The following is a 20,431-nucleotide window of genomic DNA, read 5'->3' on the forward strand; positions in this document are numbered from 1 at the left end:
TCGCTTCAACACTCAGGGGGTGGGCTGTGGGCGGAGTCGCCGTCACAGCCGAGGGCCTCGGGCTCAAGGGGCCGCGGGGGTGGGCCTTCCGCGGGATCACCTTCGAGGCCGAGCCCGGCTCGCTCGTCGCGGTCGAGGGTCCGTCGGGGACCGGCCGCACATGTCTGCTGCTCGCGCTCACCGGGCGCATGAAGGCCACCGAGGGGACGGCGGTCGTGGGCGGGGCGCGGCTGCCCAAGCAGCTCGGGGCGGTGCGGCGGATGAGCGCCGTCGCGCATGTCGCCGGTGTCACCGACCTCGACCCGGCCCTCACCGTCGGGGAACACCTGCGTGAGCGGGCCCTGCTCCAGCACCGGTTCGGGGACTCCCTGCGCGCGCTGCTGCGGCCCCGCGCGGAGCGGAAGAACGAGGCACGGCTGCGGATCGACACCGCCCTGATCGCCGCCGGTCTCGACCAGGAGGCCCTGCCCAAGGGCTCCCGGACCGCCGTGCGCGATCTGGAGCGGCTGGAGGGACTGCGGCTGTCCCTCGCCCTCGCGCTCATCGGCCGTCCGCGGCTGCTCGGCGTCGACGACGTCGATCTGAAGCTGTCGGACGCCGAACGGGCCGAGGTCTGGGCCCTGTTGAGGTCGCTCGCCGAGGCCGGGACAACCGTCGTGGCGGTGTGCAGCGAGGCCCCGGACGACGTGGTGAAGGTGTCCACCGAGGGGAAGGAGAAGGCCGATGCGCTCGCCGCGACTGGCCGCGCTTGAGCTCCGGCGCTTCGGCCGGGGCAAGCTGCCGCGCGCCGCCCTGGTCGCACTGCTGGTGCTGCCGCTGCTGTACGGCGCCCTGTACCTGTGGTCGTTCTGGGACCCGTACGGCCGGCTCGACCGCATCCCGGTGGCGCTCGTGAACGCCGACAAGGGCGTGACCGCCGACGGGAAGAAGATCACCGCGGGCGCCGACATCACCAAGGGGCTGCGCGAGAGCGACGTCTTCGACTGGCACGAGGTGAGCGCCGCCGACGCGCGCGGGGGCGTCGAGGACGGCACGTACTACCTGTCACTGACCGTACCGGCCGACTTCAGCGAGCGGATCGCCTCCAGTGCGGGCGACTCCCCCGAGACGGGCGCGCTCCAGGTCAGGACCAACGACGCGAACAACTACATCGTCGGGCAGATCTCGCGCACGGTCTTCAGCGAGGTGCGTCAGGCCGCGTCCACGAAGGCGTCGAGGTCCTTCCTGGACCAGATCTTCATCTCCTTCTCCGACATCCACGGCGCGACGGTCAAGGCCGCCAAGGGCGCCGACAAGCTGGAGACCGGCACGGCCAAGGCCGAGAAGGGCTCCAAGGACCTCGCCGACGGGCTGAAGGACGCCAAGAGCGGCAGCGGCAAGCTGTCCAAGGGCCTCAAGAAGCTCGACAAGGGCGCGGGCGACCTCCAGGACGGCTCGGAGAAGGTCGCGGAGGGCACCCAGACCCTCGCCGACAAGGTCGACGGGGTCGCGGAGAAGGTCGGCCCGTTCCTCAAGGACAACGAGAAGACGATCGGCGACACCGCCCAGCTCGTCGCGGACTCCGCGGGGGCGATCCGCGACAACCTCGACACCCTGGTGAAGACGGCTCCGGTCGCCGCCAAGGGCGCCCACACGGCCTCCGACACCCTGGACGACGTCTACCAGGCGCGCTGCGAGAACCCGGTTCTGCCGGACGGGGCCTGTGCCGACCTGAAGAAGGCCAAGGACGCCGCCGCCGACGTGGCGACGATCGCGGACGACGTGAACACCCTCGTGGGCGACCAGGACGGCGATCTGAAGAAGCTCGACAAGAACCTGGCGACCCTCCAGAAGCAGGCCCAGGCCCTCGCCGACCGGGCGCCCAATCTCTCCGAGGACCTCGACGACGCCGTCTCCAAGATCGACAAGCTGAACGAGGGCGCGGGCAAGGTCGCCGCGGGCGCCAAGACCCTCCACACCGGGCTCGGCACGGCCAAGACCGGCGCCGGCGACCTGGACGAGGGGGTGGGCAAGCTCAAGACGGGCGCCGAGGACCTCAACGGCGGCATGTACAAGCTCGTCGACGGCTCCGGGAAGCTCTCCGACGGACTGCACGACGGCGCCGGCCAGATCCCCGACTACGACAAGGCCGACCGCGACGAGCGCACCGGCGTCATGGCCGACCCCGTCCAGCTGGTCTCCAAGGACTTCCACAAGGCGCCCAACTACGGCACCGGCTTCGCCCCGTACTTCATCCCGCTGTCCCTGTGGGTGGGCGCGATGGTGGCGTACATGCTCGTGGCACCGATGAACCGGCGTGCGCTCGCGGCGGGCGCCCCCGCGTGGCGGATCGCGCTGGCCGGCTGGCTGCCGGTGGTGGCCGTCGGAGTGCTCCAGACCGTCGCCCTGATGTCGGTGCTGCACTGGGCGATCGGCCTCCAGATGGTGCGGGCGGCCGGCACGGTGGGCTTCCTGTTCCTGGTCACGGCGTGCTTCGCGGCGATCGTGCAGTGGCTCAACGCCCGCTTCGGGGCGGCCGGACGGATCCTCGTCCTGGCCTTCCTGATGCTCCAGCTGACCTCCGCCGGCGGCACGTACCCCGTGCAGACCAGCCCGGGCTTCTTCAACGCGCTCCACCCCTTCCTGCCGATGAGCTACGTCGTCGAGGCGCTGCGCCGGCTCATCACCGGCGGCGGGCTCGGTCCGGTGTGGCACGCGTGCGTGGTGCTCGTCGCCTTCACCGCGGGCGCTCTCGCGCTGACCGCCCTGTCGGCCCGCCGCCGCCAGGTGTGGACGCTCGACCGGCTGCACCCGGAGCTGAGCCTGTGACCTCGACGACCGACGGGGCCGCGGTTGCTGTGAGAATCGGGGCCATGGAAAGCAGCAGCGGCAGCACGCGCCGCGAGGCCACCCGGCAGAAGCTCTACGAGGCGGCCGTCACCCTCATCGCCGAGCAGGGCTTCTCCGCCACGACCGTCGACGAGATCGCGGAGCGGGCCGGGGTCGCGAAGGGCACCGTCTACTACAACTTCGCGAGCAAGTCCGTCCTCTTCGAGGAGCTGCTGCGGCACGGCGTGGGCCTGCTCACCGCCTCCCTCCGGGAGGCGGCGGAACGGACCGCCCAGCAGGGCGGCAGCAAGACGGACGCCCTGGACGCGATGATCCGGGCCGGTCTGGTCTTCATCGACCGCTACCCGGCCTTCACCCAGCTCTACGTGGCCGAGCTGTGGCGCACCAACCGGGCCTGGCAGTCCACGCTCATGGTGGTCCGTCAGCAGGCGGTGGCGGTCGTCGAGGACGTCCTGCGCGAGGGCATCGACAACGGCGAGTTCCATGAGGCCATCGACGTCTCCCTGACCGCGTCGGCCCTCGTCGGCATGGTGCTGGTGGCGGCCCTGGACTGGAAGGCGTTCCAGCCTGAGCGCTCCCTGGACGACGTCCACTCGGCGCTGTCGCGGCTGTTGCAGGGCCGGGTGAGCGGCCACCGCTGACCTGGGCCGTCCACACGAAAGCGCCAGTCCGCTGTGGCCGCGTCCCCCGCGGGCCACCTCGAACCGGCGCCTTCTCGTGCTCCCCCGTTCTCCCTTTCCCCCGTGTCCCCCGTCGGACCCCCGTTCGGTCGTTCCCCCGGGCCCCCCGTGCCTCGCTCCCGCCGACTTCCGTCGGCGGAAGGAGCGGATCCGGGGCGGCTCCGCTCCGGCGCCCCGTGTCGCCGGTGCCGGAGCCGTTCCCCTTCTCCGTGGCTCCACTCTCTCGTTCACGCAGGTCGGCACCCATCCGCGCGCGTACTCATCTCGCCCCCTAGGTACGGATACTCAGACCTGCGCACTCAGGCCCAGGACGCCCCGTTGCCGACTGGTTACGATCGCCTCCGTGTCGGTACTCCCTCTCGTCTTCACCAGCGGCTGGGCCAGCGGAATCAACGCGTACGCCGTCGTGCTGCTGCTCGGCGTCTTCGGCGCGACCGGGCTGAGCGACGACGTCCCCGCGACCTTGCAGCGCCCTGAGGTGCTCGTCACAGCGGGCGTGCTGTTCCTGTGCGAGGCGGTCGCGGACAAGATCCCGTACGTCGACTCGGCGTGGGACTCCGTGCACACGGTGATCCGCCCGGCGGCGGGCGCCTGGGTGGGCGCGGTGCTGGCCGGTCAGAGCGGCTCGCTCAACGACGTGGTCGCGGGTCTGGTGGGCGGTTCGACGGCGCTGGCCAGCCACGCGGTCAAGGCCGGGACCAGGATGGCGGTCAACACCTCGCCGGAGCCGTTCAGCAACGTGATCGTGAGCCTGGCCGAGGACCTCGGCGTCGGCGGCCTCGTCACCTTCGCGATCTTCAACCCGCAGGCTGCGGCGATCATCGCGGCGGTGCTGCTGCTCGGCGGGCTGGTGATACTGATCTTCCTGATCTCCCGGATCCGGCGCTTCCTGCGGCGCAGGGCCCAACGCCGGGAGGAGAAGCGGCTCGCGGGCCGGACAGGGTCGCCACCGGGCTGGTGACCCCACCTGTCATCAGGGCTGTCGGTGGCGGCCGATAAAGTCGCGGGCATGGCACGGATTGCGGTGATCGGCGCCGGGATGGGCGCGATGGCGGCCGCTGCCCGGCTGGCCGTCGCGGGCCACCGGGTGGCGGTGTACGAGCGTACGGAGACGTACGGCGGTGCGGTGCGCCGCTTCGAGCGCGACGGGTTCGCCTTCGACACCGGCCCGGGACTGCTGCCGCTCCCCGCCGTCTACCGCGACCTGTTCGTCAAGACGGGCAAGGAGCCGCTGGAGTCGGTCGTGGAGCTGGTCCAGGTCGACCCGTCGTCGCGGCACCTCTTCGCGGACGGCACCGAGGTCTCGCTGCCGAACGCGTCCCGCGCGGGCGTCGTGGCGGCGCTGGACGAAGCGCTCGGTGCGGGGACCGGCGACCGTTGGGGCGACTTCCTGGTCCGGGCCCGCGAGGCCTGGGACCGTACGCGCCGGCCGCTCCTGGAGGAGCCGCTGTGGCCCAACTGGTCGGTGCTGGCCGACCGCGAGCCCTACCCGTCGGTCCCCCACAAGAAGCTGCTGCGCACCCGCCGCGCCGGTCTGCTCGCCGAGATCGGCGCCTGGGAGCTGCGCGACCCCCGGCTGGCCGCCCTGCTGGACGGCTACGCGCTGGCGTACGGCCTCGACCCGAGCGACGCCCCCGCGAGCGCGGCGGTGCTGCCGTACATGGAGCACGCCTTCGGGACCTGGTATGTCCGCGGCGGTATGCGGGAGTTGGCGCGCGCGGTGTACGAGCGGTGTGTGGCGCGCCGGGTGGAGTTCCACTTCGGCGCCGAGGTCACCGGGGTGCTGGAGAAGGACGGCCGGGCGGCCGGGCTTGAGCTGGCCGACGGGTCGGTGGTGGACGCGGACACCGTCGTCGGTGGCGGGCCCTGGCGCCTGGGGAGCCTTGTGCGCGGGCGTGAGCTGTACGACGCGGAGGCGGTGGAGGTGAACCCGGAGGGCATGTCCCCGGGGCGCGTCGTGGTCTGCCTCGCCCTGCGGGGCGCGCGCGAGGCCGGTGCCGCGCATCGCACCGTCGTCCACGGCCCGGACTCCGAGAGCGAGTGGGAGCTCTTCTCGCTCGGTGTGCCGCCCGAGCAGCCGACGGTCCGGATCGACCGGCCCGACGATCCCGCGCTGCGCCCCGACGACGCACACGAGTCGATGGTGCTCACCGCGACGGTGCCCTCGCAGACGCACTACGACTGGACCGCCGACGGCGCCGCCGACGCCTTCGCCGACCGGATGCTCGCCGCGGCCGAGCGGGCCGTACCGGGCCTGCGGGAGCGGACACTGTGGCGCGAGGTCCGCACACCGGTCCACACGCGCGAGGAGACGGGCGCCGAGGGCGGCGGTGTGCCCGCGCCCGCACTGGCCGCGGCTCGGGGAACCCTGCTGCGCCCGGCCAACCGGACGGAGCTGCCGGGCCTGTTCACCGTCGGCGGCTGGGCGCACCCCGGTGGCGGTCTGCCGCACGCGGGCATGTCGGGCGCGCTGGTCGCCGGACTGATCGTGGAGGGACCGGACTTCCGGGGCTCTCAGTGACGGTCCCGCGAGCCGCCCACCCCGGGTGAGCGCCGCTCAGAAGCGGTACTGCTCGTCGTAGCCGTTCCCCTGCTGACCGTTGCCCTGGTAGGGGTACGGCTGCTCCGGCGGGAGTTCACCGCCGTAGGAGTCGTCGGTGCGCTGCTGCGGGACCCAGACGCCACCGGCCGGGGTCTCGCCGCCGTAGGTGGCGTTGCCGTACTGGTCCTGACCGTAGGCCTGCTGGCCGTACTGCTGCTGACCGCCGTAGGAGGTGTCGTACCCGCCGCCGTAGGTCTGGGTGCCGATGTACGGGTCGGAGTAGGCGGCGTACTGCTGCTGGCCGGCCGTGTCGTAGCCGTACTGCTGCTGGTCGTAGCCGGTGTAGCCGTCGTAGGCGTAGTTCTGGTCGGTGGCCTGTGCCGCCGTCGCGTACTGGTCCTGGCCGGCGTAGGTGCCGTCGCCGGCCGCCGCCGGGTAGGGGGTGTCGCCGTATATGCCGTAGGAGCCGGTGTCGTCCGGCATGGGCTGGGGCTCGTAGACCGCGGTGGTCTCGGCCGCCGCGGCGGGGCGGGCGGGCGTGAACACGTCGTCGCGGTCGTACTCGTCGCCGTAACCGGCGGTGTTCTGGCGGTAGTTGCCCTCGTCGCCGTAGTCGGCGTCGGTCGCCTCGAGGTCGGAGACCTCCAGGGTCGGCTCCTCACGGCCACGCTCACGGCGCTTGCCGCCGGCCAGGCCGCCCAGAGCCGCCGGCGGATTGACCGCCCAGCCCTGCTCGAAGCCGCGGCGGAAGGAGAGCGTCACGTAGGTCTGGCCGATCGCGAAGGCGATGGCGCCCAGTCCGATGACGACGACGGACGGGATCAGGACACCGAAGACGACGCCCACGAAGCCCGCGAAGGCGAGCAGGCGCCAGCGCAGGCGCGCCTTGTACTGGAGCAGCACCTCGCCGAGCAACCACAGCGCGACGACTCCGAACGCGATGTAGAGGACCGTCCAGCCCATGTACGCCCCTCTCCCAGTAACCGCTACGCAGTGTGTCGTATATCCGTGCGGCCGGTCTAGGCCTGCGGTGGGTGGTGCAGGCCCAGGTTCTCGTAGATTTCCAGGGTCGCCGTGGAGTTGTTGAGCGTGATGAAGTGCAGTCCGGGCACTCCCTCGGCCAGCAGCCGCGCACAGAACTCGGTGGCGAATTCGATACCGATGGAGCGTACAGCGGCCGGATCGTCTTTTGCTGTGAGGATCCGCTCTTTCAGGGCAGCGGGGATCGACGCGTTGCTGAGCTGCGGAAGCCGTTCGAGCATCTTCACACTCGTGACCGGCATCACTTCGGGGATGACCGGGGTGGAGCAGCCGGCGGTGGCCACCCGGTCGCGGAGGCGAAGGTAGGAATCCGGCTCGAAGAACATCTGCGTGATGGCGTAGTCGGCGCCGGCCCGGCACTTGTCGACGAAGTGCTCGACGTCCGTGTCCCAGTCGCCGGAGCGCGGGTGCATCTCGGGGAAGGCGGCGACGCCCACGCAGAAGTCACCCGACTCCTTGATGAGCCGGACCAGTTCGGCCGCGTACGTCAGGCCCTGCGGATGCGGCACCCAGTCGCCCATGGGGTCCCCGGGCGGGTCGCCGCGCACCGCGAGCATGTTGCGGATCCCGGCGTCGGCGTACTGGCCGATGATGTTGCGCAGCTCGGCGATCGAGTGGTTGACCGCGGTGAGGTGGGCGACCGGGGTGAGGGTGGTGTCCGCGGCGATCCGCTCGGTGGCGCGGACGGTGCCCGCACGGGTGGAGCCGCCGGCGCCGTACGTCACGGAGACGAAGTCGGGGGCCACCGCCTCGACCCTCCGCAGCGCGTTCCACAGGTTCCGCTCGCCCTTCTCCGTCTTCGGAGCCCAGAACTCGAACGAGTACACGGTCTTGCCGGTGGCGAGGATGTCGCGCACGGTGCGTGCGCGGTCCGTCCTGGTGGATGCGGTTCCGAGGGCCATACCGGCAGGTTAGCCAGGGGGCGCTGGTCACCCAACCAGATCACGGAAATTTGCCCGTTTTGTCGATTTGTTGTCCACCCATCGGACAGTTTTCGGACAGGAGGCGTGCGATGGGCCGCCCGCCGCCTCCGGTCGCCGCCTCCGCTCGCCCCTGTGGCTGGTCAGCGCTGTCGCAGGCGCTTGGCGAACTCGGCTGCCGCCGCGCCGGGGTCGTCCGCCTCGGTGATGGCGCGTACGACGACGACACGCTCCGCGCCCGCCTCCAGGACCTCGTCGAGGTTGCCGAGGTCGATGCCGCCGATGGCGAACCACGGGCGGTCGGTGCGGAGGCCGGCCGTGTGGCGGACCAGGTCGAGACCGGGGGCGTGGCGGCCGGGCTTGGTGGGGGTCGGCCAGCAGGGGCCGGTGCAGAAGTAGTCGACGCCGGCCTGGACCGCGGCCGCCTCGGCTTCCCGCTCGGCGTGGGTGGAACGGCCGATGAGGACGTCCTCGCCGAGGATCGCGCGGGCCGCGGGGACCGGGAGGTCGCCCTGGCCGAGGTGGAGTACGTCGGCGCGGGTGGCGTGGGCGACGTCGGCGCGGTCGTTGACCGCGAGCAGCTTGCCGTGGCGTGCGCAGGCGTCGGCGAAGACCTGGAGGTGCTCCAGTTCCTCGGCGGCCTCCATGCCTTTGTCCCGGAGCTGCACGATGTCCACACCGCCGGCCAGGACCGCGTCCAGGAACTCCGGGAGGTCGCCCTGGCGCCTGCGGGCGTCCGTGCAGAGGTAGACGCGGGCGCCGGTGAGGTGGGCGCGGGCGGCGTCGGTGGCGTCGGTCATGTTCGGTCCCCCGGGGTCGGTGACGGTACGGGCCTCGGACGAGTGCGGTCGGCCTCGGCGGGCGGTAGTGAACCACAGGTGGGTCAGGCCGGGGCACGCCGGTACGTCATGGCGGATCAAGTGGGCCGGGGTGGGTTTCGCTCGCCCGCGCCGGCGGGGTGCTGCTGCGCCCACCCGTGCCGCCCTGCGGCACGACTGCCCGCAGCTGGGGCGAGAGACCACTGCCGCTGCTCGATAGGCGCCGCCCCTACGGCACGACTGCCCGCAGCCGGGGCGAGAGATCACTGCCGCTGCTGGGTGGGCGCCGCCCCAGCGACACGACTGCCCGCAGCCGGGGCGAGAGACCACCGCCGCCGCTGAATGGGCGCCGCCCCAGCGACACGACCGCCCGCAGCCGGGGCGAGAGACCACCGCCGCCGCTGGATGGGCGCCGCCCCAGCGACACGACCGCCCGCAGCCGGGGCGAGAGACCACTGCCGCTCCTGGATGGGCGCCGCCCCAGCGACACGACTGCCCGAGCTGGGGCCAGAGACCACTGCCGCCGCTGGATAGGCGCCGCCCCAGCGACACGGCCGCCCGCAGCCGGGACGCGATACGTCGAGCGGGCAGCCGCCCCCGGCGCCGGGGCCGCACAGGACATCCTGCGGCCCCGGTTCGCACACCAGGCGGCGTTCGGCTCAGACGGCGAGCGCCTGGGCGCGGCGCTTCACCTCCGTGCCGCGGTTCTCGCTGAGGGCCTGGGCCGGGGTGCCGGGGAGGCTGTCGTCCGGGGTGAAGAGCCACTCCAGCATCTCTTCGTCGCTGAAGCCGTCGTCCCGCAGGAGCGTCAGGGTCCCGGTGAGGCCCTTGACGACCTTCTGCTCGACCCCGTCGATGAAGGCGGCGGGGACGTGCAGTGCGCGGTTCTCACCTCGGCGTACGGCGATGAGCTGGCCCTCCTTGACCAGCTGCCGCACACGCGTCACCTCGACGTCCAGCATTTCTGCGATGTCGGGGAGGGTGAGCCAGGCGGGGACGAGAGCATCGATCTTTGCGTCAATCTCGGTCACGGAATCAAGCCTGCCATCCCGCACTGACAGTCGGAAGCCGGGGCCGCCCGAAACGTCCCCTACCTTGACATTTCCGCTAGACCACCGCCGCCTTCAGCGGCCTGCCCGGGTCCGGCAGCAGCTCCGGGTCCAGCTCCGTCCCCGCCTCGATCAGCCGCCGCCCCTGCGCCAGGTCCCGCGGCCGGCCCACCGCCAGCAGCGCGACCAGCCGGTTCCCGCGCAGCCAGCAGACCGTCCAGGCCGGCCCCGACGGGTCCCCGCGCCACAGGACCGTGTCGGCGGACGTGTGATGGCCGGCGTACTGGACGAAACGGCCGAACTGCTCGGACCAGAAGTACGGCACCGGGTCGTAGACCGACGGCGTCTCGCCGATGATGTTGGCCGCGACCGTGCGGGGCCCCTGGAGGGCGTTGTCCCAGTGGTGGACCAGCAGTCGCTCGCCGTAGCGCCCCGACGGGAAGGAGGCGCAGTCGCCGACGGCGTACACGTCCGCGACCGAGGTGCGCAGCCCGGCGTCGGCCACGACCTCGCCGTGCGCGCCGAGGTCGACGCCCGAGCCGGACAGCCAGGACGTGGCGGGGCGGGCGCCGATGCCGACCACGACGGCGTCTGCGGGCAGCCGGGAACCGTCGTCGAGGACGACCTCGCCGGGCTCGATGTGCGCCACGCGCGCGTGGGTGCGCAGTTCGGCCCCCGCGTCGGCGTACCAGGCGGTCATCGGCGTGGCCACCTCCGCGGGCAGGGCGCCCGCCAGCGGCCGGTCGGCTGCCTCGACGACCGTCACCGCGCAGCCCGCGTCACGCGCGGCGGTGGCGAACTCGGCGCCGATCCAGCCCGCGCCGACGACCACGATGTCGTGCTGCCGGGCGAGTACGGGCCGCAGCCGCTCGGCGTCGTCGAGGGTGCGCAGCAGATGGACTCCGGGGATGCCCTCCGCGCCGGGCAGCCGGATCGGTTCGGCGCCGGTGGCGAGGACCAGGACGTCGTACGGCACCGGGCCCCCGACGGTGTCGAGTTCATGGTCGTCGGCGCGGACGCCCAGCACCTCCACGCCGAGGCGCAGTTCGATGCCGAGCGCCTCGAAGTCGACCTCGAAGGCGGAGCCCTCGGCCTTGCCGAGCAGCACGGCCTTGGACAGCGGCGGCCGGTCGTAGGGCTGATGGGGTTCCGCACCGATCAGGGTCACGGTGCCGGTGAAGCCCTGTTCGCGCAGGGCCACCGCGGTCTGGACGCCGGCCATGCCCGCGCCGACCACGACCACGCGCCGCCGCGCCTGCGTATCCGTCTCGTCGCTCACCTGATCACCATAGACACCTGACAATTTGTCAGTCAGGAGTCCTGCACCGTGACCTGCTCCACAACGCTGGTCCCGCTGCCGGGCTGCGACTCCCACTCCCAGCTCTCCTCCAGTCGCACCCGCCCGTCGGACAGTTCCACGACCGCGGACACGCAGTGCCCGGAGGAAGTCGTCCCGTCGTGCTTCAGCTGCACGTACCGGAAGTCGAGCCGGTCGCCCTCCCGGGTGCCGACGAGATGCCCGCGGACGACGTCGCCGCCCGCGTACTCGGCCCAGATCTCGCCGTCCTTCTCGTGGTAGCTGAACCGGGTTCGAGTACCCACCTGACCTGGGGCCTGGTCGGCGACGGGGGCGAGGACGAGGCCGTCCAGCGAGCGGGCCATGACAGTGGGCCTCCTTACAAAAGGGCAAAACCAAGAGCTAGGGTGGCCAACGTAGAGCACTCGCGGGAGCCCGGACGCACCGGGCTGAGAGGGAGGCTGGCGGCCTCCGACCGTACGAACCTGATCCGGGTCATGCCGGCGAAGGGAGGGGCTGGACGCCCATGTCCTCACGTACGTCAGACGTCCTCGTCGTCGGGGGCGGAATCATCGGCCTCGTCACGGCCTGGCGGGCCGCGCAGCGCGGTCTCGCCACGGCCGTCGTGGACCCCGAACCGGGCGGCGGGGCCGCCCAGGTGGCGGCCGGCATGCTGGCCGCCGTCACCGAACTCCACTACGGCGAGCAGACCCTGCTCGCCCTGAACCTGGCCTCGGCCCGCCGCTATCCGGAGTTCGCGGCCGAGCTGACCGACCTGACCGGGCTGGACCTCGGCCACCGCCGCTGCGGCACGCTCGCCGTCGCTCTGGATGCCGACGACCGTGCCCATCTGCGCGAACTGCACGCCTTGCAGCAGCAGTCGGGCCTGGAATCCGAGTGGCTGTCCGGGCGGGAGTGCCGGCGTCTGGAGCCGATGCTGGCGCCGGGTGTGCGCGGCGGACTGCGAGTGGACGGCGATCACCAGATCGACCCGCGACGGCTGACCAAGGCGCTGCTGGCCGCCTGTGAGCGGGCCGGTGTCGTGTTCCATCGCGACTGGGCCGAGCGGCTGGACGTCGTACGGGACCGGGCCGTCGGCGTCACGACGACCGACGGCACCCGGCTGGGCGCGGGCCAGGTCGTGCTGGCGGCCGGCAGCCTGAGCGGTCGCCTGGCAGGTGTCCCCGACGCGGTGCTTCCGCCCGTCCGCCCGGTGAAGGGCCAGGTGCTGAGGCTGACCGTGCCGCAGCGCTACGCGCCGTTCCTGAGTCGGACCGTGCGGGCCGTGGTGCGCGGCAGCCACGTCTATCTGGTGCCGCGCGAGAACGGCGAGCTGGTGATCGGGGCGACCAGCGAGGAGCTGGGCTGGGACACGACGGTGACCGCGGGCGGGGTGTACGAGCTGCTGCGCGACGCCCATGAGCTGGTCCCCGGCATCACCGAGCTGCCGCTGACGGAGACCCGCGCGGGTCTGCGCCCCGGCTCCCCGGACAACGCCCCGCTGCTCGGACCGACCGAGCTGCCGGGGCTGCTGCTGGCCACCGGCCACTACCGCAACGGGGTGCTGCTGACGCCGGTCACCGGGGACGCGCTGGCCCACGCCCTCACCGCCGGTGAACTCCCGGACGAGGCCCGCCCCTTCACCCCCCGGCGATTCACTAGGCACCGCACGGAGCAGCCCGCATGAACATCTCCGTCAACGGGGAGCCGCGCCAGTTCGCTCCCGGCACGGCGCTCGACGCCGTCGTGCGCGCCCTCACCCCGGCGCCCTCCGGGGTGGCCGCCGCCCTCAACGAGACCGTCGTCCCGCGCGCGCAGTGGCCCTCGACGCCCCTCTCCGACGGGGACCGCGTCGAGGTCCTCACCGCCGTCCAAGGAGGCTGACCCATGGCCGACGATCCCTTCGTCCTCGGCGGTACGACGTACTCGTCCCGGCTGATCATGGGCACGGGCGGGGCGCCCAGCCTGGACGTGCTGGAGCGGGCGCTGGTCGCCTCGGGCACGGAACTGACGACGGTCGCGATGCGGCGCGTGGACCCGAACGTGCACGGCTCGGTCCTGTCGGTACTGACGAGGCTCGGCATCCAGGTGCTGCCGAACACGGCCGGCTGCTTCACGGCGGGCGAGGCGGTGCTGACGGCCCGCCTCGCGCGCGAGGCGCTCGGTACGGAGCTGATCAAGGTGGAGGTCATCGCCGACGAGCGCACCCTGCTGCCGGACCCGATCGAGCTCCTGGAGGCGGCGGAGATCCTGGTCGACGACGGGTTCACGGTGCTGCCGTACACCAACGACGACCCGGTCCTGGCGCGGAAGCTGGAGGACGTGGGGTGTGCGGCGATCATGCCGCTGGGCTCCCCCATCGGGTCCGGGCTCGGTATCCGCAACCCGCACAACTTCCAGCTGATCGTCGAGCACGCGCGCGTGCCGGTGATCCTGGACGCGGGAGCCGGTACGGCGTCGGACGTGGCACTCGCGATGGAGCTGGGCTGCGCGGGTGTGATGCTCGCCTCGGCGGTGACGCGGTCCCAGGAGCCGGAGCTGATGGCGCACGCGATGCGGCACGGGGTCGAGGCGGGTCGGCTGGCCCACCGGGCCGGGCGCATTCCCAAGCGGCACTTCGCCGAAGCGTCCTCCCCCGTCGAGGGGTTGGCGCGCCTGGACCCGGAGCGCCCAGCGTTCTGAACGTACGTTCGATGAGATTCGGGAGCGGGTGCGAGGTCCGTCACAGCTCGGCTTCAGTCCCGCCCCGATCTCACCCGAACCCCCGGCCCTGTCAGTCACGGCTCGTACACTCACCTGCGTGGATACGACCCTTCAGGACCCGCTGGTCGGGCAGGTGCTCGACGGCCGGTATCGCGTGGAAGCGCGGATCGCCGTCGGCGGGATGGCCACGGTCTACCGGGCCCTGGACACCCGCCTCGACCGCGTGCTCGCCCTGAAGGTCATGCACCCGGGCCTCGCCGCCGACGCCACCTTCGTCGACCGCTTCATCCGCGAGGCCAAGTCCGTCGCCCGGCTCGCCCACCCCAACGTGGTGCAGGTCTTCGACCAGGGCACCGACGGGTCGTACGTCTATCTCGCCATGGAGTACATCGCCGGCTGCACCCTGCGTGACGTGCTGCGCGACCGAGGGGCGCTCCAGCCGCGAGCCGCGCTCGACATCCTGGAGCCGGTCCTCGCCGCGCTCGGTGCCGCGCACCGCGCCGGGTTCGTGCACCGGGACATGAAGCCCGAGAACGTGCTGATAGGGGACGACGGCCGGGTCAAGGTCGCCGACTTCGGACTGGTCCGCTCGGTCGACACCGTCACCAACACCACCGGCACCGTGCTCGGCACGGTCTCCTATCTCGCGCCGGAGCAGATCGAGCAGCCGGGCGCCGCCGACGCCCGCGTCGACGTGTACGCGTGCGGTGTCGTGCTGTACGAGATGCTGACCGGCGAGAAGCCGCACGACGGGGACTCCCCCGCCATCGTCCTCTACAAGCATCTGCACGAGGACGTCCCGCCGCCGTCGGCGATCGTGCCGGGCCTGCCGTTCGAGCTCGACGAGCTGGTCGCGTCGGCGACCGCCCGGGTCCCGGACGTCCGCCCGTACGACGCGGTGGCGCTGCTCGCTCAGGCCCGCGAGGCGCGTGCCGCGCTCAGCGAGGAGCAGCTGGACGCCGTACCGCCGCAGGCGCTGACCACCGAGCACAACAACACCGAGGACCGGACGAGTGTGATCCCGCGCTCGCTGACGGTGCCGCGGCCACTGCCGGTCAACGAGGACGACGAGTCGGCGCTCCACCGCACCAGCCGGTTCGCGACCCCGCCGCCCCCGCCGCCCCGGCGCCGCGGCTCGGGCGTTCCGCGCGGCCCGCTCGCCATCGTCGTCGCCCTGCTGCTGATCCTCGGCGTCGGCGCGGGCGTCTGGTACATCAACTCCGGCCAGTTCACCAAGGTCCCGGCGCTGATCGGCAAGACCGAGGCGCAGGCCGAGGACCGGCTGGAGCAGACCGGGCTGGAGGTCGGCACGGTCAAGCGGGAGTACAGCGACACCGTCAAGCGCGGCCAGGTCATCGACTCGGACCCGTCCTTCGGCACCCGGATCCGCTCCAACGACTCGGTGACGCTGACCATCTCCAAGGGCCCCGAGACCGTGCAGCTCGGCGACCTCAAGGGCCTGCGGCTCGACAAGGCGAAGGAACGGCTGAAGAACGACGGTCTGGAACCGGGCATGGTGACCCGGGAGTTCAGCGACGACGTCATCAAGGGCTTCGTGATCCGCACCGACCCCGAGAGCGGCACCGAGCTCCACGCGGGCACGGCGGTCGCGCTGGTGGTCAGCAAGGGCAGCGCGGTCGACGTCCCGGACGTCACCGGCGAGAGCCTGGAGGACGCCAAGGCGGATCTGACGGAGGCGGGCCTGAAGGTGAAGGTCGCCGCCGAGCAGGTCAACTCCGAGTACGACCAGGGTCAGGTCGCCGCCCAGACGCCGGGCGAGGGCAGCGAGGCCGCCGAGGGCGACACCGTGACGCTGACGCTCTCCAAGGGGCCGGAGCTGGTCGAGGTCCCGGACGTGGTCGGCGACAGCGTCGACGACGCGAAGGACGCGCTGGAGGCGGCCGGGTTCGAGGTCGACGAGGACCGCGGGATCCTCGGGCTCTTCGGTGACACCGTCAAGAGCCAGTCCGTGGACGGCGGGGACACCGCGCCCAAGGGGTCGACCATCACGATCGAGATCCGCTGACACGGCACTTGGCCGCGCATGACACCCTGAACGGGTGATGACTCAGCGCAACCCCGTCGGCGGCCATGTGCCCGTGGCCGGCGGCCTGAACTCCGTCGGCCTGTCCTACGCCCGTGACCTGGGGGCCGAGACCGTACAGGTCTTCGTGGCCAACCCGCGCGGCTGGGCCACGCCCGTCGGCAACCCCCGGCAGGACGAGGAGTTCCGCGCGGCCTGCGAGGCGGAGTCGATCCCGGCGTACGTCCATGCCCCGTATCTGATCAACTTCGGCTCGCACACCGAGGCGACCGTGGAGAAGTCGGTGGAGAGCATGCGGCACTCGCTGCGGCGCGGGCGGGAGATCGGGGCGCTCGGCGTGGTCGTGCACACGGGCAGCGCGACCGGTGGACGGGACCGGTCCGTGGCGCTGAAGCAGGTCCGCGAGTACCTGCTGCCGCTGCTGGACGAACTCACCCACGACGACGACCCGTTCCTGCTCCTGGAGTCGACGGCCGGACAGGGCTCCTCGCTCTGCTCGCGCACCTGGGACTTCGGGCCGTACTTCGAGGCCCTGGACGCCCATCCCAAGCTGGGGATCTGCCTCGACACCTGCCACATCTTCGCCGCCGGCCACGACCTGACCGGCCCGACCGGTATGCACCAGACCCTCGACCTCCTGGTGGACACCGTCGGTGCGGGCCGGCTGAAGCTGATCCACGCCAACGACTCCAAGGACGTCGTCGGCGCCCACAAGGACCGGCACGAGAACATCGGCGCAGGTCACATTGGTGAGGATCCGTTCCGGGCATTGATGACCCACCCCGCCACGGAGGGTGTACCGCTGATCATCGAGACGCCCGGCGGCAAGGAGGGGCACGCGGCGGACGTGGAGCGGCTGAAGAAACTTCGCGACGTGTAGCCCGTGACGGAATACCCCCAGGGGGTATACGGTTCCTGTTCGGCACAGGAACCGTTACCTGACGTTGGGGGCACTCATGCAGCACGAGGCGCACGCGGGACACGTACACCACCAGGCGAGCAGCTGGCCCATGGCCGTCCAGGCCACTCTCCACTGCCTCACGGGGTGCGCCATCGGCGAGGTGCTCGGCATGGTCATCGGCACCGCGCTCGGCTGGGGGAACCTGCCGACCACGATCCTCGCGATCGTCCTCGCGTTCTTCTTCGGCTACTCGCTCACCCTGCGCGGGGTGCTCCGCTCCGGCCTCGGCCTCCGGGCCGCGGTGAAGGTGGCGCTGGCCGCGGACACACTGTCGATCGCCGTGATGGAGCTGGTCGACAACGGGGTGATCGTGCTGTGGCCGGGCGCGATGGACGCGGAGCTGGGCGACCTGCTGTTCTGGGGCGCGCTGGCGATCTCGCTGGTCATCGCGTTCGTCGTCACCGTGCCGGTGAACAAGTGGATGATCGGCCGGGGCAAGGGGCACGCGGTGGTGCACCAGCACCACTGACCCTCACAGTTCCGGGCCGTCCCCGGGCTCCTCCTGGTACGAGTACCGCTGCTCCTTCCAGGGGTCGCCGACGTTGTGATAGCCGCGCTCCTCCCAGAAGCCACGGCGGTCGGCGGTCATGTACTCGACGCCGCGGACCCACTTGGGCCCCTTCCAGGCGTACAGGTGGGGCACGACCAGGCGGAGCGGGAAGCCGTGCTCGGCGGTCAGCAGTTCGCCGTCCTTGTGGGTGGCGAAGATCGTCGAGCCGGCGGCGAAGTCCGCGAGGCGGAGGTTGGAGCTGAAGCCGTACTCGGCCCACACCATCACATGGGTGACGTCCGGCGCGGGCGGCGCGATCTCCAGGACGGTCCGGGCGGGGACCCCGCCCCACTCGGCGCCGAGCATGCTGAACTTGGTCACACAGTGCAGGTCTGCCACCACGGAGGTGTACGGCAGGGCCGTGAACTCCTCGTGGTTCCAGCAGCGCTTCTCACTGTCCGCGGTGGCCCCGAAGACCCGGAACTCCCAGCGCTCGGGCCGGAACTTGGGGACCGGGCCGTAGTGCGTGACGGGCCAGCCACGCTGCAGTCGCTGCCCCGGCGGAAGCTCGGAGTGCGCCGCTTCCCCACTTTCGCGCTCCACCGGCTGACCCATGACTCCATCCTGACAGACCTAGGGCGGTGCACCTGACCAACCCCACCCCGATTCATCTCAAACCGGACTAAGCATGTACTTACTTACTAAGCGAAGACTTACTGGACGATCTTCGGTGACGGTGCAAGGATGCGGCGCAACCTGCCAGTTCCCCCTGTGGAAGGAGCCTCTGCGATGCAGGGCGACCCCGAGGTCATCGAATTCCTCAACGAGCAGCTCACCGGCGAGCTCACCGCGATCAACCAGTACTTCCTGCACGCGAAGATGCAGGAGAACTTCGGCTGGACGAAGCTCGCGAAGTACACCCGCCACGAGTCGTTCGACGAGATGAAGCACGCCGAGGTGCTCACCGACCGGATCCTGTTCCTGGAGGGGTTGCCGAACTACCAGCGCCTGTTCCATGTCCGGGTCGGGCAGACGGTCAAGGAGATGTTCGAGGCCGACCGGCAGGTCGAGGTCGAGGCCATCGACCGCCTCAAGCGCGGGATCGAGGTGATGCGCGCCAAGGGCGACATCACGTCGGCGAACATCTTCGAGTCGATCCTCGCGGACGAGGAGCACCACATCGACTACCTCGACACCCAGCTGGAGCTTCTGGAGAAGCTCGGTGAGGCGCTCTACATCGCCCAGCTGATCGAGCAGCCGGAGAGCTGAGCCGCGAGTGGCTAGGCCGCCTCGTCGAGCTCGGCGAGGACCGGCTGCCCCTGGTCCGCGAGCTCCCGACGGGGGCACGCGCCCCGGCCCAGGATCGCCTGGATACGGCGGACGCAGGAACCGCAGTCCGTGCCCGCCTTGCAGGCGGAGGCTATCTGGCGGGGGGTGCAGGCACCGTCCGCCGCGTGCTTCTTCACCTGCTGCTCGGTGACCCCGAAACAGCTGCACACGTACACGCGGGTCACCTCCCGAGGGGATTGATCGGTCTTGCCATCCCCGTTGATCGGTGAGGCTAACCTAACCTTACCCGCCCTGCGGGAGTCGTAAAAGAGGAGTGGGGCGCGGATCGTATGTGATCCGCGCCCCACAGCCGTCTCAAGAACTCACTGGTCCCGGTACATCTCCGCCACGAGGAACGCCAGGTCGAGCGACTGGCTGCGGTTCAGCCGGGGGTCACAGGCCGTCTCGTAGCGCTGGTGCAGGTCGTCGACGAAGATCTCGTCGCCGCCGCCCACGCACTCGGTGACGTCGTCGCCGGTGAGTTCCACGTGGATGCCGCCCGGGTGGGTGCCCAGCGCCTTGTGGACCTCGAAGAAGCCCTTGACCTCGTCGAGCACGTCGTCGAAGCGGCGGGTCTTGTGGCCCGAGGCCGCCTCGAAGGTGTTGCCGTGCATCGGGTCGGTCACCCAGGCGACCGTCGCACCGGAGGCGGTGACCTTCTCGACCAGCTCGGGCAGCTTGTCGCGGACCTTGTCCGCGCCCATGCGCACGATGAAGGTGAGGCGGCCCGGCTCGCGGTCCGGGTCGAGGCGCTCGATGTACTGGAGCGCCTCCTCGGCCGTGGTGGTCGGGCCGAGCTTGATGCCGATCGGGTTGCGGATCTTCGAGGCGAACTCGATGTGCGCGTGGTCCAGCTGCCGGGTGCGCTCACCGATCCACACCATGTGGCCGGAGACGTCGTACAGCTGGCCGGTGCGCGAGTCCACGCGGGTGAGGGCCGACTCGTAGTCGAGCAGCAGCGCCTCGTGCGAGGAGTAGAACTCGACGGTCTTGAACTCCTCCGGGTCGGTGCCGCAGGCCCGCATGAAGTTCAGCGCGTTGTCGATCTCCCGGGCGAGCTGCTCGTAGCGCTGGCCGGAGGGGGACGACTTCACGAAGTCCTGGTTCCAGGCGTGCACCTGGCGCAGGTCGGCGTAGCCACCGGTGGTGAAGGCGCGCACCAGGTTGAGCGTGGAGGCGGAGGCGTTGTACATCCGCTTCAGGCGCTCGGGGTCCGGGACGCGGGACTTCTCGTCGAAGTCGAAGCCGTTGACCGAGTCGCCGCGGTAGGTCGGCAGGGTCACGCCGTCGCGGGTCTCGGTGCCCTTGGAACGCGGCTTGGAGTACTGGCCGGCGATGCGGCCGACCTTCACGACCGGCACCGAGGCGGCGTACGTCAGCACGGCGCCCATCTGGAGCAGGGTCTTGAGCTTGTTGCGGATGTGGTCGGCGGACACGGCGTCGAAGGCCTCGGCGCAGTCGCCGCCCTGGAGGAGGAACGCCTCTCCCTTGGCGACGGACGCCATCCGGGCGCGCAGCTGGTCGCACTCGCCCGCGAAGACGAGCGGCGGATACGACTCCAGCTCCGCAACGACTGCGCGCAGAGCCTCGGTGTCGGGGTACTCGGGCTGCTGCGCCGCGGGCAGGTCTCGCCAGGTGTTGCCAGCGCTCGCGCTGGTCTTAGCGTTCACGGTCACCCCGTAAACATTACGGGGTCGTGTCGCGGGTCCATTCATCTGCTCATCAAGT

At 71.3% G+C, this 20,431-nt stretch carries 21 protein-coding genes and 1 riboswitch; of the genes, 12 read left to right on the top strand and 9 right to left on the bottom strand.

Translation table 11 applies throughout. From position 1 onward, the window contains the following. Positions 1–26 precede the first annotated feature (26 nt). The 5 genes from ACIHIX_RS23850 to ACIHIX_RS23870 all read left to right on the top strand — a co-directional run bounded on the left by ACIHIX_RS23850 (position 27) and on the right by ACIHIX_RS23870 (position 6,030). The gene (locus ACIHIX_RS23850; protein ID WP_399959309.1) at positions 27–752 is read left to right on the top strand and encodes an ATP-binding cassette domain-containing protein; all 726 of its coding nucleotides are present in this window, start codon (positions 27–29) and stop codon (positions 750–752) included. Further along, entirely contained in the window at positions 724–2,808 is a 2,085-nt protein-coding gene (locus ACIHIX_RS23855; protein ID WP_399959311.1) for a YhgE/Pip family protein, read from the top strand. The genes ACIHIX_RS23850 and ACIHIX_RS23855 overlap by 29 nt, the downstream gene beginning before the upstream one ends. A gap of 44 nt (positions 2,809–2,852) precedes the next feature. Further along, positions 2,853–3,470 carry a TetR/AcrR family transcriptional regulator gene (locus ACIHIX_RS23860; protein WP_399959313.1) on the top strand — a complete coding sequence of 206 codons (618 nt, stop codon included), beginning with the start codon at positions 2,853–2,855 and terminating at the stop codon, positions 3,468–3,470. A gap of 382 nt (positions 3,471–3,852) precedes the next feature. Beyond that, positions 3,853–4,470: a DUF4126 domain-containing protein gene (locus tag ACIHIX_RS23865; RefSeq protein ID WP_399959315.1), complete on the top strand. Its 618-nt coding sequence runs from the start codon at positions 3,853–3,855 to the stop codon at positions 4,468–4,470. A 48-nt stretch (positions 4,471–4,518) separates the two neighbouring features. Then, on the top strand, positions 4,519–6,030 hold the full coding sequence (locus ACIHIX_RS23870; RefSeq protein WP_399959317.1) for a phytoene desaturase family protein: 1,512 nt from the start codon (positions 4,519–4,521) through the stop codon (positions 6,028–6,030). A gap of 36 nt (positions 6,031–6,066) precedes the next feature. On the opposite strand, the gene ACIHIX_RS23875 is transcribed toward ACIHIX_RS23870, so the two are convergent. The 6 genes from ACIHIX_RS23875 to ACIHIX_RS23900 form a co-directional block, all read right to left on the bottom strand. After that, entirely contained in the window at positions 6,067–7,014 is a 948-nt protein-coding gene (locus ACIHIX_RS23875) for a hypothetical protein (protein WP_399959319.1), read from the bottom strand. Positions 7,015–7,070: 56 nt separating this feature from the next. After that, entirely contained in the window at positions 7,071–7,994 is a 924-nt protein-coding gene (metF, locus tag ACIHIX_RS23880) for a methylenetetrahydrofolate reductase [NAD(P)H] (protein WP_399959321.1), read from the bottom strand. Between the two features lie 161 nt (positions 7,995–8,155). Then, positions 8,156–8,812 (bottom strand): thiamine phosphate synthase, encoded by a 657-nt coding sequence (gene thiE / locus ACIHIX_RS23885; protein WP_399959323.1) that lies wholly within the window; start codon positions 8,810–8,812, stop codon positions 8,156–8,158. A 677-nt stretch (positions 8,813–9,489) separates the two neighbouring features. Further along, the gene (locus ACIHIX_RS23890) at positions 9,490–9,861 is read right to left on the bottom strand and encodes an Rv2175c family DNA-binding protein (protein WP_399959325.1); all 372 of its coding nucleotides are present in this window, start codon (positions 9,859–9,861) and stop codon (positions 9,490–9,492) included. A gap of 76 nt (positions 9,862–9,937) precedes the next feature. After that, the gene (locus ACIHIX_RS23895) at positions 9,938–11,101 is read right to left on the bottom strand and encodes an NAD(P)/FAD-dependent oxidoreductase (RefSeq protein WP_399959432.1); all 1,164 of its coding nucleotides are present in this window, start codon (positions 11,099–11,101) and stop codon (positions 9,938–9,940) included. Positions 11,102–11,190: 89 nt separating this feature from the next. Next, positions 11,191–11,541 carry a hypothetical protein gene (locus ACIHIX_RS23900; RefSeq protein WP_399959327.1) on the bottom strand — a complete coding sequence of 117 codons (351 nt, stop codon included), beginning with the start codon at positions 11,539–11,541 and terminating at the stop codon, positions 11,191–11,193. A gap of 52 nt (positions 11,542–11,593) precedes the next feature. Beyond that, a riboswitch (TPP riboswitch) is annotated at positions 11,594–11,705 on the top strand. Here ACIHIX_RS23900 and thiO point away from each other — a divergent pair. The 6 genes from thiO to ACIHIX_RS23930 all read left to right on the top strand — a co-directional run bounded on the left by thiO (position 11,703) and on the right by ACIHIX_RS23930 (position 17,353). Continuing rightward, positions 11,703–12,863, top strand: a complete 1,161-nt coding sequence (thiO, locus tag ACIHIX_RS23905) for a glycine oxidase ThiO (RefSeq protein ID WP_399959329.1) — start codon at positions 11,703–11,705, stop codon at positions 12,861–12,863. It overlaps the preceding riboswitch by 3 nt. Next, positions 12,860–13,060: a sulfur carrier protein ThiS gene (gene thiS, locus ACIHIX_RS23910; protein WP_399959331.1), complete on the top strand. Its 201-nt coding sequence runs from the start codon at positions 12,860–12,862 to the stop codon at positions 13,058–13,060. Before thiO ends, thiS begins: the two co-directional genes overlap by 4 nt. Positions 13,061–13,063: 3 nt before the next feature. Next, entirely contained in the window at positions 13,064–13,858 is a 795-nt protein-coding gene (locus tag ACIHIX_RS23915; RefSeq protein WP_399959333.1) for a thiazole synthase, read from the top strand. Between the two features lie 118 nt (positions 13,859–13,976). Next, positions 13,977–15,905 (top strand): Stk1 family PASTA domain-containing Ser/Thr kinase, encoded by a 1,929-nt coding sequence (pknB, locus tag ACIHIX_RS23920; protein WP_399959334.1) that lies wholly within the window; start codon positions 13,977–13,979, stop codon positions 15,903–15,905. Between the two features lie 37 nt (positions 15,906–15,942). Beyond that, positions 15,943–16,803 carry a deoxyribonuclease IV gene (locus ACIHIX_RS23925; RefSeq protein WP_399959336.1) on the top strand — a complete coding sequence of 287 codons (861 nt, stop codon included), beginning with the start codon at positions 15,943–15,945 and terminating at the stop codon, positions 16,801–16,803. 76 nt (positions 16,804–16,879) lie between these two features. After that, on the top strand, positions 16,880–17,353 hold the full coding sequence (locus ACIHIX_RS23930) for a DUF4396 domain-containing protein (protein WP_399959338.1): 474 nt from the start codon (positions 16,880–16,882) through the stop codon (positions 17,351–17,353). A gap of 3 nt (positions 17,354–17,356) precedes the next feature. Here ACIHIX_RS23930 and ACIHIX_RS23935 read toward each other — a convergent pair whose 3' ends face one another. Further along, on the bottom strand, positions 17,357–17,989 hold the full coding sequence (locus ACIHIX_RS23935; protein WP_399959340.1) for a sulfite oxidase-like oxidoreductase: 633 nt from the start codon (positions 17,987–17,989) through the stop codon (positions 17,357–17,359). Positions 17,990–18,163: 174 nt separating this feature from the next. Here ACIHIX_RS23935 and bfr point away from each other — a divergent pair, with 174 nt between their 5' ends. Next, a complete protein-coding gene (gene bfr / locus ACIHIX_RS23940) occupies positions 18,164–18,643 on the top strand; it encodes a bacterioferritin (protein WP_007381448.1) in 480 nt (159 codons plus the stop codon). A gap of 11 nt (positions 18,644–18,654) precedes the next feature. On the opposite strand, the gene ACIHIX_RS23945 is transcribed toward bfr, so the two are convergent. Together ACIHIX_RS23945 and ACIHIX_RS23950 are read right to left on the bottom strand one after the other, a co-directional pair. Continuing rightward, positions 18,655–18,879, bottom strand: a complete 225-nt coding sequence (locus tag ACIHIX_RS23945; protein WP_399959434.1) for a bacterioferritin-associated ferredoxin — start codon at positions 18,877–18,879, stop codon at positions 18,655–18,657. Positions 18,880–19,026: 147 nt separating this feature from the next. Continuing rightward, positions 19,027–20,379, bottom strand: a complete 1,353-nt coding sequence (locus tag ACIHIX_RS23950) for a class II 3-deoxy-7-phosphoheptulonate synthase (RefSeq protein WP_399959342.1) — start codon at positions 20,377–20,379, stop codon at positions 19,027–19,029. Positions 20,380–20,431 lie beyond the last annotated feature (52 nt).

The sequence above is a fragment of the Streptomyces sp. NPDC051913 genome, assembly GCF_044593635.1.
GTDB lineage: Bacteria > Actinomycetota > Actinomycetes > Streptomycetales > Streptomycetaceae > Streptomyces.